The sequence below is a fragment of the Desulfosudis oleivorans Hxd3 genome (assembly GCF_000018405.1).
In the GTDB taxonomy this organism is placed as follows: Bacteria; Desulfobacterota; Desulfobacteria; order Desulfobacterales; family Desulfosudaceae; genus Desulfosudis; species Desulfosudis oleivorans.
This window is the reverse complement of the sequence record NC_009943.1, coordinates 3,719,051-3,734,305: the sequence shown is the minus strand read 5'-3', so window position 1 is coordinate 3,734,305 and position 15,255 is coordinate 3,719,051. Positions and strand designations below refer to the sequence as shown.

Genomic DNA, 15,255 nt, shown 5'->3' with positions numbered 1-15,255 from the left:
TATATCGGCTATATCGGCCTGGAACAGAATTTTTCTGAACACGACAGGTGCATATGCGGATCGCGGTAGTCATGCCCACCTACAACGAGGCGGCCAATATCGGGAAAATGATCGACGTCCTGTTCGAAACGATATTTCCGGCGATGGACGGCTTCGATATGCACCTGGTGGTGGCCGACGACACCTCTCCGGACGGCACCGGCCGGATTGTGACGGATCGGATGACGGTTCATGAACGGCTTCATCTTTCAACCGGCGAAAGAAGAGGGCTCGGCCATGCGTATGTAAGAGGTTTTTCTTTTGCCATGGACCAGCTTTCCGCTGATGCCGTGGTGGAGATGGACGCCGACTTTCAGCACGATCCGCGTTACCTGATCGACATGGCAACGGCCTTTGAAAAAGGCGCCGACTACGTGATCGGTTCGCGTTTTATGGCCGGCGGCGCCATTCCGGACCAGTGGGCCTGGCACCGGAAGTTTATCAGCGTGGCAGGCAACCGGTTTGCCCGGCGCATGCTGGGGCTTGACGCGATTCACGACCTGACCACCGGGTTTCGGCTGACCCGGGTGGCCGGGGTTCTGGACCGGATCGACTTAAGCGGCCTGATGGCTTTAGACCGGTTTGCCTACAAGGTGGATCTGCTGTATAAAACCCTTGCTCTTGCCCGGACCGTGGTGGAGATTCCCATTGCGTTCGCCCCCCGGCAACGGGAAAAATCAAAGTTTAATTTTTCGGAACTGATCGCCACGTATAAGGTAGTTGCCAAACTGAGGATGTCGGGCCGATGAACGCAACCACCGCCATGCAGTTGAAAACGGTTTTTAAGAATCGCCCCTGGCTGGCCGCCGGCCTGGTCGGGGCTGTGGCCCTGGCGGTTCGAATTTTTGCGCTGTTGAGTTTTCAGAAAAGCCTTTACGCCGATTTTCTGCTGTTTGACGAGCAGGTTTACCACACCTGGGCCGTTCGAATGGCTTCCGGCGAGTTCGGCACCCTGAGCGTGCCCGATTTTGCGCCCCTTCCCGCCTATATCATGGCCGCGGTTTATACCCTGTTTGCCCCGGACCCGTTTTATATCCGTCTGCTGAACATGGCCCTGGGCACCGGGACCTGTATGATGATTGTTCTGGTCGGCCGACGCATGGGCGGGGCCCGGGTGGGCCTTTTCTCAGGCATGGTTGCGGCCCTGTATGCGCCCCTTGTCTTTTTCTCCGTGGTGCTGCACAAGACCGCGCTCTCGGTTTTTCTGTTTTCCGCTTTTGTGTATGCCTGCCTGGTGCTGATGGACGCGGTGTCGGAAGAAAAACAAAAACCGCTTCGACATACCTGGGCCTGGGCGATTCTGACCGGTGTGATCATGGCCCTGCTGATCAATGTGCGGTCCAACGCCGTTGTCATGATGCCGGTGGCCCTGGCCTGCGCGGCATGGGCGTGCTTCCGGGACCGGGTGCCGGTGCGTACCTGGCCGGCTGTTCTGGCCGGCTTTGTTCTGGGATTTGCCGTGGCGGTCTTACCCTTTGTGGTGCGGGACTATAAGATGACCGGCGCGTTTGCCGTCACCCCTGCCGGCGGGTTCAACCTTTATATCGCAAACAATCCGGACAATCCTTTCCCTTATTACCGGCCGGTACGGTTTGCCACATCCAATGCAACGCAGCAGGCCATCGGGTTTGTGATCGAGGCCAGCCGCCGCCAGGGGGAAAAGCTCTCCCCCCGGGAGGCGTCAGCCTACTGGACAGGGGAGGTCAAGCGGTTTGCAATGGAAAACCCGGCCGCCTTTGCCCGGAAAATCGGGGTCAAGGTGCTGGCCGCCTTCAACCGTTACGAGTCGGCGGACAATCACCACCTGGGTTTTTTAAAGGACTATATTTCATTTCTCAGATGGCCGCTTCTGTCCATCGGGCTGGTCCTGCCCCTGGGTATGGCCGGCCTGGTGATGCTGGGGTTTACGGATCGCAAAAAGGCACTGGCGGCCCTGGTCTGCCTGGCCTACGGCGCCACCATGGTCATTTTCTTTTCCAACGTTCGTATTCGCCTGCCCGTGATGGTGGTGCTGATTCCTTTTGCGGTTCTGGGCCTTGGCTGGCTGGTGTCCGCTCTGCGCCAGGGCTCGTTTAAAACAGCAGGGGCTTATATCGCTGCCGCCACTTTCTTTTTTGTTCTGGCCTTTGTGCCCGTGCCCGGCGACAAGGATTTTACCGCCTACCTGAATGTGCATGCCTCCAACCTGGCATCCAAAGATCGGCAGGCCGAGGCTCTTGTGTTCTGGGAGCGGTCAGCGGCGCTCTGCCAGCCTTATTCGGCCTTCGCCAACCTGGCCCTGGCCGGTTACTACGCGGACCATGGCGATTTTGAAAAAGCGGCGGTTTATATTGACAAGGTGCCGGACACCTCCCTGGCCGCGGCCCAGAAGTACGAGGCCCTGGGCGATCTGCTGCTGAGGCAGGGCCGGGTGGATGAGGCTATTGATGCATATAAAAAGTCGCTCGACATCAACTACGGTCAGCGGCAGCTGCGCATGAAGCTGTTCCGGCTTTACTGGGATATAGACCGGGGCCTTGCCGACCGGGAGTATGCCGTGTTCGAGTATGTCTCCTCTTTTTACGGGGCCATGCAGTGAAAAAGTTTTTTGCGCTTTTTATCGTGGCAAATCTTGGGCTGTCCGCCTTTTTCATTGACACCTGGCTTACACACAATCCGGGGTCCCGTGCCATTCCCATGATCACCCTTTTTGAGCAGGGCACCCTGAAGATTGACCGCTACGAGAAGTACACCCTTGATAAAAGCCGGATCAACGGCCATTACTATTCGGACAAGGCCCCGCTTTCCACCTTTATCACGCTGCCGTTTTACGGGATGGCAAGGCTTTCCGGGCTTGAGCATCTGGGGCCGGACCGTTATCCGGCCTATTCCCGGGCCTATACCCAAGGCCACCGGCCCGTTTATAATGACACGTTCGTGTTTCCAGGGTTCTGGGCCTATGCGACCGGCAGCCTGATGTGCGGCTCCCTGCCGTTTGTACTCATTCTGACGGCCGCCGCCTGGATGGTGAGGCGCGTAAACCCCTCAGTCTCTCCCGTGTGGCTGGTCTGCCTGCCTTTTTACGGTTCTTTTGTGTTTGTCTATGCCGGCGCCTTTTTTGGCCACCTGCTGGCAGCCCTGTTGCTGCTGCTGTCCTGCATACTGCTAAAGCGGGGACGGCCCCATTTTTATGCCGGCCTGCTGCTGGGGGCCGCCTTTCTGGCCGAATACCCGGTGGGCCTTGCCCTTCCCCTGTGGGCGGTCCTGATTGTTGTCCGGGAAAAGAGCGTAAAAAAGGCAGCGGCCTTTGTGGGCGGGTTTTTACCGGGCCTGCTGGCAAACAGTTTTTATGTCTTTATCATCACCGGCAGTCCTTTTTCCATGCCTTACAGCCATGTGAGCCACGAGGGGTTTGCCCCCATGCGGCAAAACCTGGGTTTTGGCCTGCCTCAACCGGAGGCGCTCTGGCACCTGCTGGTCTCTCCCTACCGGGGGCTGTTGTTTTTTGCGCCTTTTCTCGCGGTGGTCCTGGTTGTGTTCCTGTGGCGGAAGGAAAAGCAACTCGGGACGGTGGCTCTTGACTACACCGCCTGGTTTTCAGTCTGTTTTGTGCTGCTGTTTTCTTCCTACTACATGTGGGACGGCGGCTACGCCTATGGCCCCCGGCACCTGATTCCCGTTGCCGTTCTGCTGATTTATGAAGGGGTGGTGTGGGTGTCCCGGACAAAGCAGCCGCTGCTGTGGTTCTACAGCATTGCCGCCGCCGGGGTGGGAATGAGCTGGATGGCCAAATCCACAGTGGCCTTTCTGGCCGACCCGGCTGTTTCCAATCCGTTTTTTTCAATCATTGTTCCGGAATTTACCGCCGGCCGGTTCAACCCGAATAATCTCCTGACCATGATGTTCGGCCTGCCACCCATGGCCGGGGTCATCGCCTGGCCGCTGCTGTTTGTGGGGTTGATGATTGTCCTGGACCGGGCTTATTCCCGCTATTCCACAAAATAGAAAGTTTCCATCCACAAATGGTTTTTTTTACGATTTTTGTGTCAAACGGCAGGGATGCTTGTTGCTTCTGACCGCATGAAATTTTTACAACTGCGTGGTTATCGCCCATTGCAGCGCAGCCGAGTGCAAACGGGAAAAGTAAAAGGCATTTGAATTTATTTTATGCTGGATTTTCCAATCAGGTTGGGCAATGACGGGTACGGAAAAATCGCGCGGAGCACTAAAGTTTATTGATGTGCCGTCCGTTCTTTTGGGTCGCCGCACTGGGGTGCGGCGCTCCTGGCAAACCGCAGGTTGCCCGTGAACATTAGTCCGGAAACGAAGCACGGGTAAGCTGTCGTCTGGCCCGTGGCATCCGCCGATCGAAATCGGGATCGCTATCGAAATCGATCCGGTCCGGCGTTTTTTTGAAATTCGATACCGATACCGATACCGATCTGGATGATAAGGAAAGAGTGAAATATCCGGGCTTATGCAACCCACTTCCACAACCAGTAGTTCACGGTCAGCACATTCTGCCAGTAAATCCCGATCCACGCCAGGGGCACCACCATCAGCATCAGCTTCCATCCGACCACCGGCCGCAGAAGGATCGCAAGAAGAAAAAACAGACAAACATTGACGCTCTGGTACCGCAGCATGGACATGAAGGGCAAGGTCTGGTTGTAGGCCGAGCCCAGCACCACAAACGCGGTGTAGGCCAGGGCCACGGACCAGAGGAAGAGTTCGGTTGAGACCGGTGCCGGATTTCGGAAAAAAAGGGCTTTCAGAAAGGGGCCGGTCTGCTTCGGGGCGGCCAGCTTCAGCCCCCATGCCAGAAGAAACAGGACCGTGGCCGCGGCCACGGCGCCGTTGAGGGTGTCAATGTGACGGGCGTAATTGGCAAGATCGACCAGGGAAAAGGGGTTGACAAGGATGCCAAAGGCTTTGGAAGCCATGGTGCTGGAGGCAAAAAAGTCGCCGAAACAAAAAAAGGTGTAGGCACCGAAGGCGATGAAGCCTGAAACTGAAATCAGCAGCAGGCTAAGGCTGGCCAGGATTTTGCGGCCATTTGCCAGGCGGTCGAGCAGAATAATGACCAGGGCCGCCGGCACAAAGGGCTGCTTGGTAAAGGTGGCAAGGCCCAGGACCGGAAAGATCCATGCCGGCCGGCGGGTGACCCAGAGATAAAGGATCAGGACGAGCAGAAGGGCCACCAGGGGCTCGGTCATGCCGGCAAACCAGATAAAGCTCCCCGGCCAGCAAAGGATCAGCAGGCTGACGAGCAGGATGGTTTTTCTGCCAAAATGGGCCGTCATGCCGGGGGACCAGAGTACCAGCCAGAAGGCCAGGGTAAACACCACCGACAGGCCGGAAAAGACCAGGGTGGGTTTTGCGCCGGTTATGGCGCACAGGGACTTTGCCAGCAGGGGGTAGCCCGGATACCACTGGATCGTCGGCCGGGGGGTGTGCGGTTGCGCGGCGTTCCTGTAGCCGTTGACAATGATATTTTCATAGTGGCCCGCGTCCCATCGGTTCAGGTCAAGCCAGTTGTGCCAGGGCCGGGGAAATTCCAGGTGCCGGCCGGGGGATATACGGGCGCCTTTCTGTGACGCATCCACATAAACATGATGAAAGATCAGCAAAAAGTGGATGGCAAAAAACAGCAGGCCCACAGCCAGGGCCGGGAGATATGCTTTTATGCGGGTCGTTGCGTTCATGCCGGCCGGCCGGAGCCTTCTTGCAGCAGGGAGACAATGGTGTCGGCCACTCGGGCCGGAGAAAGACCGTCGGTGGCGATTTCATGATGGGCCGCGGCCCGGTAGAGGGGGATCCGGCGGGCCAGCACCCCGGCCACCTCGTCGGTAAAGCTTTTGTCCGCTGTCAGGGAAGGCCGCTGGGTGTCGGTCTGAATGCGTGACACAATGGTGTCGACGGAAGCGGTGAGCCAGAAGACCTGTCCGTTTTTCTTGAGGGCCGTTATGTTTTCCGGCCGTTCAATCACACCGCCGCCGGTGTCGATGATCAGGTTATCCCGGCCGGCCAGTTCAAGGGCCAGGGCCGCCTCTGCGTCCCGAAACCCCGGCCATCCCTGTTTTACCACGATTTCCGGGATGGAACACCCGGCCCGTCTGACGATTTCGGCGTCCATGCCGATACAGGGCATGTCCAGTTGCCGGGAAAGTATGGCACCCACTTCGCTTTTGCCGGTGCCCCGGTAGCCGATCAGTACAATGTTCATGACTTCAGATGCTCCATGACCACCCGGCGCATCACATCCGCCGGCCCGGTTTCGCCGGTGAATTTTTCAAACTGAAGCACGGCCTGGTTCACAAACAGCTCCACCCCGGAGACGGTTTTCAGGCCAAAGGCAGCGGCCTCGGTCAGCAGTTTTGTTTCCAGGGGGTTGTAAACCACGTCAAACACCGCCATGCCGGGCCGGAACAGGTCGGGCGGCACCAGGGAGGCATCGGTTTTGGGATGCATGCCAACGGGGGTGCAGTGAATCACGATATCGGCCCGGGCCATGGCATGGGCCAGGGCTTTATTCTCAAAGCCTGCGGCAGTGATGGTGGCGGACGTTCCGTTTTTCAGGTCCGACGAGAGCTGTTCCCGCAGGGCACTGTCGATGTCCAGCAGCACGAGTTCGGCAATGTCGGCCTGCCATGCCAGGGTAAAGGCAATGGCCCGGGCCACGCCGCCGGCCCCCAGCATCAGAACGGTTTTGCCGGATGTTTCCACCCCGGCATTTTTAAGGGCTTTTAACGCGCCGGGGCCGTCGGTGTTGGAGCCGGTCAGCCGGCCCTTTTCATTGACCACGGTGTTGATGGCGCCCATGGCCCGGTCCAGGTCCGTGATCTCATCCACATGGCCGATGGCCGAGATCTTGTGGGGAATGGTGATGCTCATGCCCCGGAAGTTTTCAAGGGCCCGCATGCCGGCCAGGGCCGGGCCCACATCATTCACCCGAAAGGCGACATAGACAAAATTAAGGTTCCGGGCGGCAAAGGCGGCGTTGTGAATGGCCGGGGACAGGCTGTGTTCCACCGGGTTGCCGATGACCGCGCACAGCCGGGTTGCTGTGTCAACAGAGTGCATGTTTACCTCGTGTGCTGGTTGCCGGTTTTTTTCATGGAGAGGCTTGTCGTTTTATGATCAGGCGGATTGTCCTGCCGGAAAGAGCTCTTTTAAGGTGGGGGTGAACAGGTACATCAGGCAGTTTTTTACCCACTTGCGAAAATCCGGGCCGTTGGGGTCCATGTTGAGCACCTGGCAGTGGTAGTGGGCCGCGCCCACAAAGTTGATCAGCAGGTTGAGCACCCCGTAGAACCACACCACGATGTTGTCCACGCTTTTTGCCATGCGCAGTTCATTGATAAGAATACCACCGCCGGTAAACACATACTTTGTAAAATGGTCAAAGGCCCGTGTTGTCTCTTCCGAATCGGCCTCTCCCGCGTTTTTCATCAGAATGCGCAGCACGTCCGGGTGTTTGAAAAAATGGTCCAGGGCCCGGTCGAGAAACAGGGAAAAGCCATCCTCCGGCGACATGACCGAGATGCCCTTGAGCCACGAGGTGAAATTGTCCAGCATTTCCTGACTCACCTGGGCCACCACGGCGCCGAACAGTTCGGACTTGGTAAAGTAGTGGTTGATCAGGGAGAAATGAAACCCTCCCTCGGCGGCAATGGTTCGGATGCTGGCCTTGTGGTAGGGGTACCGGACAAATACCTTGCGGGCCGCGGCAACAATCATCTCACGGGTGGCATCGCTTTTGGGTGTTGACTCCGGAAGGCGCCCCGGCCGTTTTGCCGTTGGTCGCGGCGTGCTGGCTTTTTTGGGTTTCATGAGACGGATCATAGGCCAGCCCGTGCCGGTTGTCAACTGTTGTGATGTTATAAATATGGGAAATACCTGATAATGGTTGAGGGTAAAAAATAAATATACGTATGTACAAAAAACCCCTTGACATCCCGCGACGGAGAGTTATTATACAACTGTACAAAACGTTTTGGCCAAAAACAGAACCGCTGATGCATCGGCCCAATGCCAGGAACCATTTATTAAAGGAGCAGAGCCATTATGTCAGATCAGACCTTTACCATTACCGTCAATGTCAGGGAGCTGTTAACCGAATTTATACCCAAGCTGGCCGCGGAGTATGTCCAAATGCGGGGGGCACAGGAGGAGTTGAAAGGCACGGAACTGACCCTGAACGTGGATATTTCAGGGGCCGTGTACGGTTTTGTCATCAAGGACGGCGTGGACTTTACCGTGCAGGAAGGGCCCATTGACAATCCCAGGGTCCACATCGCCCTTTCGCTTGAAACCATTGCAAAAATGGCGGACATGAAGAACATTGACATGCTGCTCGGCATGCAGAGCCAGCTCACCCGGAAAAAATATGATGTTCTGACCGGGCTGAAAGGCACCAGCGTGTTTGCGATCAAAAACCCGGACGGCACGGTTTCCGATATTTCGGTCACCTTTAACGGCGCCCAGACCCCAAAGGTGGGCCTGCGCCTCTCCATGGAGGACGCCAACCGGATCAACCGGGGCGAGGAAAATCCCATTCAACTTTTCATGAGCGGCCGCATGGAGATCGACGGCGAGATGGCCTTTGCTATGATGCTGCAACCGCTTTTTACATAGTTTCCATCCATAAATGGCCTTTTTCCGCAATCTCTGCGTCAAACTGCGGGCTTCCTTGTGCGGCGTACAACAGTACGCCTCCGCTGAATCCCTTGTTTTCCTTGACCTTGCGAAATCCCGCCATGGCGGGACTGAATTGGAAACATTTTGCGTGTCCTCACAACAGATGGGTGGACACTAGATAGTTTGAAGAAGCGGTTTTCCGGCGATGGCCGGCCGGCGAATCAATAACAGGGCGTTTTGCCGGGGGCCGTCGCCGGCAACCATATGTTGTAAAAGAGCAGTCTCCCCTTCAAGCGGGCGGCGCCGGGATGAAAAAGTACTGGCGTTAGGGGCTGGGTCCGGATATGGTTGATCGGACTCAGCCCGCCCTTTTATTCGGGCGATCATCTGGATGACGGCAATCGACAACAACCAGGAGTGGTCCATGGGCATTATCAGAAAATGGTTTTACCGGGTTCGGCTGGCCCTGCTGATGTACGGCTTTGCCTGGGTGATGCGGGTGGCCGGCATGATCAACAGGGAGTTTTCCGCCCGGCTGGCCGAAACCGATTTTGTATTTATCATGGCATCCAAAGAGGACGACACGGCCCGCTATTTTCAGTGTGCCAACGGCAGGCTGCGCTCCGGCCGGCGTCCCATACCAAGGGACTTCGGCCTGATCTGGAAAGACAACCAGGCCGGGGGCAGGGCCATGATGGACATGCTGATGGGAAAGCCCAAGGCCCTTTATCGTGCCGTGGTCAACGGCGTGCTGCTGCTGGAAGGGGATGCCAAGTCCATTGCCTGGTTCATGGAGACCGTCAACCGGCTCAACCGGGTGTTCCGGCCGAAGAAAAAGAAAGCGGTCCATACTGAAAAATAGGGCCTTTTATTTTAATGGGTTGTTTGAAATTTGCTTCAATTCGAAAAACTTTTCAGGGAGGCTTTATGCGGTTGATTCTCAGGGCCGTGGTCGTTGTATGTGGCTTATTCGCGGCGGCTTCCTTTGCCGGCGCCACCGACGGCCAGTGGCAGCTTATTGGGTCGGCTGACGGTGTCGACACCTATCGAATGACCCACCCGCGAACCGAGGTGTGCACATTCAAGGGCGTGGGCTTTGTGGATGCCAAGATCGAGATCATCGGCGAGGTGTTTCGGGATATTCCGGCCTATCCGGAATGGATGGCCAACTGCAAAAAAGCCACCATCCTCAAAACCATTGACCGAAACACATACATCATCAACACCGTAATCAGCGCGCCGTTTCCCTACAAGGACAGGGACATGGTGGTGGAGAATCAGTCCATTTACAATTTTGAAAACGGGACGGCCCAGCTCACCTTCAGGCTGGCCAGAAATTTTGATTTTCCCGAACAGTCCTGCTGTTTGCGGCTTACCGACCTGGAGGGCCAGTACTATTTTGAATATTTCGGCAGAGACAAGACCCGGGTCACCTACCAGTACCGCTCCGATCCCGGGGGAAACGTGCCGGTGGGCCTGGCCAACGAGTTTCAGATCAAGCACTATCCGGCCATCAATATTGCCGGGCTTCGGGAGATGGTGAAAAAGAAAAAATACATTCGGGCCGGTCTGGCATCGCCGGAATACGCGATGATTGAACGCATGCTGGACGACAAAAAGCTGGTGTCAAACATTTTAAAAAAGCGGGTAGGTGAATACATCATCGACCCGGTGCTGCTGGACATGCTGTTCGAAATGACCACCACCCGGCAAATCGTGGATAATGTGTATGCTACCCGATCCGACTTTGAAAGCATTCGCCAGGGCATGATGGACCTGTTGAACGTGGTGGGGGCCAGGGGGCTTGCCGGCATCCAGCGGCAGGAGGTGGACGCCGTTGTCGCTTACCTGTCGGACAAGCCGTTTGACACCTTTTTTTCCATGGAAAAGCTGATGGAGGAGCGGTGGCTGGTGGATGAGATCGCAAAGGAAAAAAGGCTGGTCCACGGGCTGCTTGAAAGGGAAAGTCCGCTGGCCGAGGTGGTGTTTGAAAAAGTGGCCACCTCTCCTGTTGCGGTAAGATCTTTTATTGAAGACCGGCAGTTGGCAGACCGGATTCTGACGGATCCGTTTTTACGCCGGAAACTGTGGGAAGACAGTGTTCTCCGGGACCGCCTGGCCGAGGAACTGGGGGCCTTTAAAACCTCCAAAGAGTTTGAGAATCTTATCGCCGAGCGGGTAAAAAGCTATTCATCATAGCCTTCCCGTATTGTTAGGCGGCACTGTTTGGGGCGTGATTAAACGGGTAACGCACTTTTTATCCAGATCCAAATCAAAATCGGGATCGGAACACCGGAGAATCGATTTTGACAGCAGGACTTTTTTGCGGTTGATAACAGTCGGAACAGGTACGTTTCATAAAAAACAGGGAGCAGGATATGTTCATCATCACACATCGGCACATCGGACATCGCGTGGCATGCGTGTGTCTCGCGATTTTTTTATCCTGCGCCGCTTCCAACGTTCGGGCGGCGAACATGACCAGGGCACAAATGCAGACCATACTGGATGAGAGCATTGAGGCCCTGCTCACCGGGCAGCCCTTTGGCCCGGGCCTGGAGACAAAACAGCTGGCCTTAAGAAAATCTTTTGAAGCCGGCGCTGTTACAAAGGACCAGTTGATCGGCATGGTGGAAACATCGATGATGCCGATGCTGGATGCCTACCATGAACGGATATCGGTCGACAGCCTGAAAACCCTGCCGGCGCGCGTGGAGCCACTGCTCTCTCCCTATATGAGCTGGGAAGAGGTAAAGGCCGCGGGCTGGCGGATTGCATCCCCCCATATCAACAAGAGCATCAAGGATCTGCTCACCGGGCAGCCCTTCAGTCCGGACCTGGTGAAAAAGCAGCTGGTTGTAAGGAAGATGTTTGAAGCCGGCCTGATCACCAAGCCGGAGTGTATCGCCATGGTGGAGGCGGCGATGCTGCCGATCCTGAACGAGCACAGGACCTCCCGGTATATTTTAAAAGAGATGCCCGATCGGGTGGAGGCCCTGCTTTCTCCTTACATGAGCTGGGAGGAGGTTACGGAGGCGGCCTGGCGGATGGGGTCCTCCCTGATCAAGGACGGGGACCAGATGGTCCTTTCCATCGGTACCCTTGCACCGCCCGGCACACCGTGGATGAATATGCCAGAAAAGGTGCTGCTGCCCCGGATCGCGAAGCTTTCCAATAAAAAGGTCGTCATCAAGGTATACGGCGGCGGGGTTATGGGTGAAGACACCGACATCCTGCGGAAAATGGATATCGGCCAGCTCAGCGGCTGCGGGTGCACGGCCCTTGGCATTCTGGCGGCCTCTCCGGAAACAGCCGTCTTTCTGCTGCCCGGGTTTTTCAGGAATTACGATGAAGTGGACTTTATAATGGAAAAGTTCAGAAAAAGGATCGACCGGTCTTTTGAGGAGCGGGGGTATATCCTGGGCGCCCTGATCGACACCGGTTTTTTCTACATGTTTTTCAAAAACCCGGTGGCCGGCCTGGCTGACCTGAAAAAACAGAAACTGCTGACCTGGTTCGGTGAAGTGGAGACCACATTTTACAAGGAGCTCGGTATCGACGCCACGCCGGTGGCGGTGCCCGAGACGATTGCGGCCCTGAGTACAGGCCTGGCCAATGCCAACCTGGCGCCGGCCGCCTGGATGCTGGGTATGCAGGCCTACCAGTACGCTGACTACTATTTTACCCCTCCGCTGCTGTATTCCCCCGGCGCCATCGTGGTTTCCGTAGCCACCAAGGAAAAGCTTCGCAAGCAGTTCGGTGTGTCCGAGACCCTGGCCTACAATGTCCAGGAAATGCTGATTTACGAGGTCAGCAGGCTGGAGCCGGAGTGGAAAAAAGAGGTGCGGGATTATGAGGCCAGGAGCCTGAAGGCGTTTCAGGTCAAGTGCGGCATGAAGCCCGTGCCGCTTTCCGTGGAGGACCAGAAGACGATTGCCGAGGCGGCATCGCGGGTTTATGAAAAGCTGGCGGATAAAGCCTATCCCCGGTCATTGATGGCAGACATGCAAAAGGCGCTTGAGGCGTACCGGGCCGGCTTGTAACTATCTATTTTTAATATGCTGTAGCGGTTTTTCGTTCTTGCGAAAAACAGGGTAAAGAAAACAAATAAAGGTTGACAAGGAAGGTTCATGTGAATAGTATGAACTGACATGTCAGTTTTTACCGGAAATGACCGGTTTATATCCCGGAATGCCGGGATATCCGGAAACTTTCTTCAATCATACAGGACTCTGGAGGCGACACATGATTAATTTTTCGATGTCAAAACAGCAGCAGATGGTCAAAAAGGAGGTCGCGAAGTTAGTTAAAAACATTGTGGCCGACACCGCCCACGACATGGATGAAAGCGGCCAGATTCCGGCCGACGCCATTGACAAGGCATGGGGACTGGGGGCTTCCATCTCCATGGTGCCCGAGGAGTACGGCGGATACGGCATGGCCGACTCTCCCCTGGAGACCGCCCTGGTGCTGGAGGAGCTGGCTTTTGGCGATATGGCTTTTGCCGTGGCGGTCACTGCTCCTTCCCTGTTTATCACGCCGGTGGCCAAGATGGGCACCGAGGACCAGAAGAAAAAATACCTGCCCCTGTTCTGCAAAGAGGAATATGCCGCCTGCACCATGGCGTTAAACGAACCCCGGTTTGGTTTTGACGCCGTGGATCTGAAGACAACGGCCGAGAAGAAGGGCGGTGCCTATGTGTTAAACGGCGAAAAATGTTTTGTGCCCATGGGGGCCAACGCCTCTCACATGCTGGTGGCGGCCAACCTGGACGGCAAAAGCCAGTTGTTTATCGTGGATACGAAAAATCCGGGCGTCAAAATGGGAGACCGGGAAAAGACCCTGGGCATGTATGCCCTTGAAATGAACCGGGTGGTTTTTGAAAACTGCGAAGTGCCGGCCGAAGACCGGCTGGGCGGTGAGGAAGGGTGTGATTTTGACGCTTTCCTTCAGCGCTCCCGGGTCGGTATGGCCGCCATGGCTGCGGGTGTGACCAACGCCTCCTACCTGTTTGCCCGTGAATATGCCAAGACACGGGTTCAGTTCGGCCAACCCATTGCATATCGCCAGTCCGTGGCCTTCATGCTGGCGGAGATGGCCTACGAGGTGGATTCCATTCGTCTGATGGCGTGGAAAGCCGCATCGGCCCTTGAGGCCGGCAAAAACGCGACACGGGAAGCCTACCTGGCAAAGATGTATGCCGGTGAAATGGCCATGAAGATGTGCGACTACGGTGTTCAGCTCATGGGCGGACACGGATACATCCGCGAATACCCGGTGGAGCGTTACTACAGAAACGCCAGAGGGTTTTCCAATCTCGAGGCCATGGCCACCATCTAGGGTGTCTGGCATTCAACAATGAAACGATATCGATTTTAACAGGTAAGGAGAGACCCATGTTAGATCTTGAATACTCAGAAAAACTGGAAAAAGTCCGCATGAGCATGAACACCCTGTCCAAGTCCATGCTGCGACCCATTGCACGCAAATATGATGAAGCCGAGCATGAATACCCAAAGGAGCTGGATGTGTTTAGGGGCCTGTCCGTGATGGGCGGGAAAAAGAAGAAAAAGGACGGTGATACCGACAAGAAAAAAGAAAAAGTGGCCAGCGACACCGGCACCAACCTGGGCACCATCGTGACGGTTGAGGAGATGTGCTGGGGCGACGTGGGCCTGCTGCTGTCCATTCCCAATGCCGGCCTGGGCAACGCGGCCATTTCCGCAGTGGCCACCGAAGAGCAGCTGGAGAAGTTCGGTGGCAAGTGGGCCGCCATGGCCATCACCGAACCCGAATCGGGTTCCGACTCCGGTTCGATCTGCACCACCGCGGTGCTGGATGGGGACGAGTGGGTGTTAAACGGCGAAAAGATATTTGTCACCTGCGCCGATCGGTGCGATGCCGTGGTGGTGTGGGCCACGGTGGACAAGGAGGCCGGCAAGGCGGGCATCAAGTCGTTTGTGGTGGAAAAGGGCACCCCCGGCTTCAAGCTGGAGCACCTGGAACACAAACTGGGCATCCGGGCCTCTGATACCGGTACTTTTGTGTTAAAAGACTGCCGCATTCCCAAGGAGAACCTGCTGGGCAGTTCGGAGGTGAAAAAGACCGAAGGCTTCAAGGGCGTCATGAAGACCTTTGACAACACCCGGCCCATGGTGGCAGCCATGGCCAACGGCGTGGCAAAGGCGGCCGTGGACTTTACCCGGGAAAAGCTGGAGGAGGCCGGCTATAATCTGGACTACAGCAAGAACCCCGGCAACCTGTCCGCGGTGGAAAAGGATTTCTATTGGATGGAGGCCCATCTGGATGCCATGCGCCTGCTGACCCTGCGGGCCGCCTGGATGGCCGACAACGAGGAGTTCAATAACCTGGAGGCCTCCATGTCCAAGGCAAAGGCCGGCCGATACGGCACCCTGATCACCCAGAAATGCTGCGAATTGATGGGGCCGCTGGGCTACTCCCGGGAGAATCTGGCGGAAAAGTGGATGCGTGACAGCAAGATTCTCGACATCTTCGAGGGCACCGGTCAGATTCAGCACCTGATCATCGCAAGAAATATATTGAATTTGTCCAGCAAAGAGCTTAAATAAAAAAATG

At 56.2% G+C, this 15,255-nt stretch carries 13 protein-coding genes; 9 read left to right on the top strand and 4 right to left on the bottom strand.

Annotated features, from left to right (window positions below; translation table 11 throughout):
- The first annotated feature begins 53 nt into the window (after nt 1-53).
- Genes DOLE_RS16020 through DOLE_RS16010 form a run of 3 tightly spaced genes read left to right on the top strand, consistent with a single transcriptional unit; the run spans nt 54 to nt 4,023 of the window.
- Nucleotides 54-788 carry a polyprenol monophosphomannose synthase gene (locus DOLE_RS16020; RefSeq protein WP_012176527.1) on the top strand — a complete coding sequence of 245 codons (735 nt, stop codon included), beginning with the start codon at nt 54-56 and terminating at the stop codon, nt 786-788.
- Nucleotides 785-2,617 carry a glycosyltransferase family 39 protein gene (locus DOLE_RS16015; protein ID WP_012176526.1) on the top strand — a complete coding sequence of 611 codons (1,833 nt, stop codon included), beginning with the start codon at nt 785-787 and terminating at the stop codon, nt 2,615-2,617. The genes DOLE_RS16020 and DOLE_RS16015 overlap by 4 nt, the downstream gene beginning before the upstream one ends.
- Nucleotides 2,614-4,023: a hypothetical protein gene (locus tag DOLE_RS16010; RefSeq protein ID WP_012176525.1), complete on the top strand. Its 1,410-nt coding sequence runs from the start codon at nt 2,614-2,616 to the stop codon at nt 4,021-4,023. The genes DOLE_RS16015 and DOLE_RS16010 overlap by 4 nt, the downstream gene beginning before the upstream one ends.
- Nucleotides 4,024-4,493: 470 nt before the next feature.
- Here DOLE_RS16010 and DOLE_RS16005 read toward each other — a convergent pair whose 3' ends face one another.
- Genes DOLE_RS16005 through DOLE_RS17685 form a run of 4 tightly spaced genes read right to left on the bottom strand, consistent with a single transcriptional unit; the run spans nt 4,494 to nt 7,851 of the window.
- Nucleotides 4,494-5,723 (bottom strand): hypothetical protein, encoded by a 1,230-nt coding sequence (locus tag DOLE_RS16005; RefSeq protein ID WP_012176524.1) that lies wholly within the window; start codon nt 5,721-5,723, stop codon nt 4,494-4,496.
- Nucleotides 5,720-6,244, bottom strand: coding sequence for a shikimate kinase (locus DOLE_RS16000; protein WP_012176523.1), 525 nt, complete (start codon nt 6,242-6,244; stop codon nt 5,720-5,722). Before DOLE_RS16000 ends, DOLE_RS16005 begins: the two co-directional genes overlap by 4 nt.
- Nucleotides 6,241-7,101: a shikimate dehydrogenase gene (locus tag DOLE_RS15995; protein WP_012176522.1), complete on the bottom strand. Its 861-nt coding sequence runs from the start codon at nt 7,099-7,101 to the stop codon at nt 6,241-6,243. The genes DOLE_RS16000 and DOLE_RS15995 overlap by 4 nt, the downstream gene beginning before the upstream one ends.
- A 57-nt stretch (nt 7,102-7,158) precedes the next feature.
- Complete coding sequence (locus DOLE_RS17685) at nt 7,159-7,851, bottom strand: TetR/AcrR family transcriptional regulator (RefSeq protein WP_167320892.1); 693 nt, start codon at nt 7,849-7,851, stop codon at nt 7,159-7,161.
- Between the two features lie 234 nt (nt 7,852-8,085).
- Between DOLE_RS17685 and DOLE_RS15985 the strand changes: the two genes are divergently transcribed.
- The 6 genes from DOLE_RS15985 (at nt 8,086) to DOLE_RS15960 (ending at nt 15,248) form a co-directional block, all read left to right on the top strand.
- Nucleotides 8,086-8,655, top strand: coding sequence for an SCP2 sterol-binding domain-containing protein (locus DOLE_RS15985; protein ID WP_012176520.1), 570 nt, complete (start codon nt 8,086-8,088; stop codon nt 8,653-8,655).
- A gap of 394 nt (nt 8,656-9,049) precedes the next feature.
- Nucleotides 9,050-9,520, top strand: coding sequence for a hypothetical protein (locus tag DOLE_RS15980; RefSeq protein WP_012176519.1), 471 nt, complete (start codon nt 9,050-9,052; stop codon nt 9,518-9,520).
- A 65-nt stretch (nt 9,521-9,585) separates the two neighbouring features.
- Nucleotides 9,586-10,857: an START domain-containing protein gene (locus DOLE_RS15975; RefSeq protein ID WP_012176518.1), complete on the top strand. Its 1,272-nt coding sequence runs from the start codon at nt 9,586-9,588 to the stop codon at nt 10,855-10,857.
- 278 nt (nt 10,858-11,135) lie between these two features.
- On the top strand, nt 11,136-12,701 hold the full coding sequence (locus DOLE_RS15970; protein ID WP_232362717.1) for a TRAP transporter substrate-binding protein: 1,566 nt from the start codon (nt 11,136-11,138) through the stop codon (nt 12,699-12,701).
- Nucleotides 12,702-12,903: 202 nt separating this feature from the next.
- Nucleotides 12,904-13,998 (top strand): acyl-CoA dehydrogenase family protein, encoded by a 1,095-nt coding sequence (locus tag DOLE_RS15965; protein WP_012176516.1) that lies wholly within the window; start codon nt 12,904-12,906, stop codon nt 13,996-13,998.
- Nucleotides 13,999-14,054: 56 nt separating this feature from the next.
- Nucleotides 14,055-15,248 carry an acyl-CoA dehydrogenase family protein gene (locus DOLE_RS15960; protein WP_012176515.1) on the top strand — a complete coding sequence of 398 codons (1,194 nt, stop codon included), beginning with the start codon at nt 14,055-14,057 and terminating at the stop codon, nt 15,246-15,248.
- The last annotated feature ends 7 nt before the right edge of the window (nt 15,249-15,255 follow it).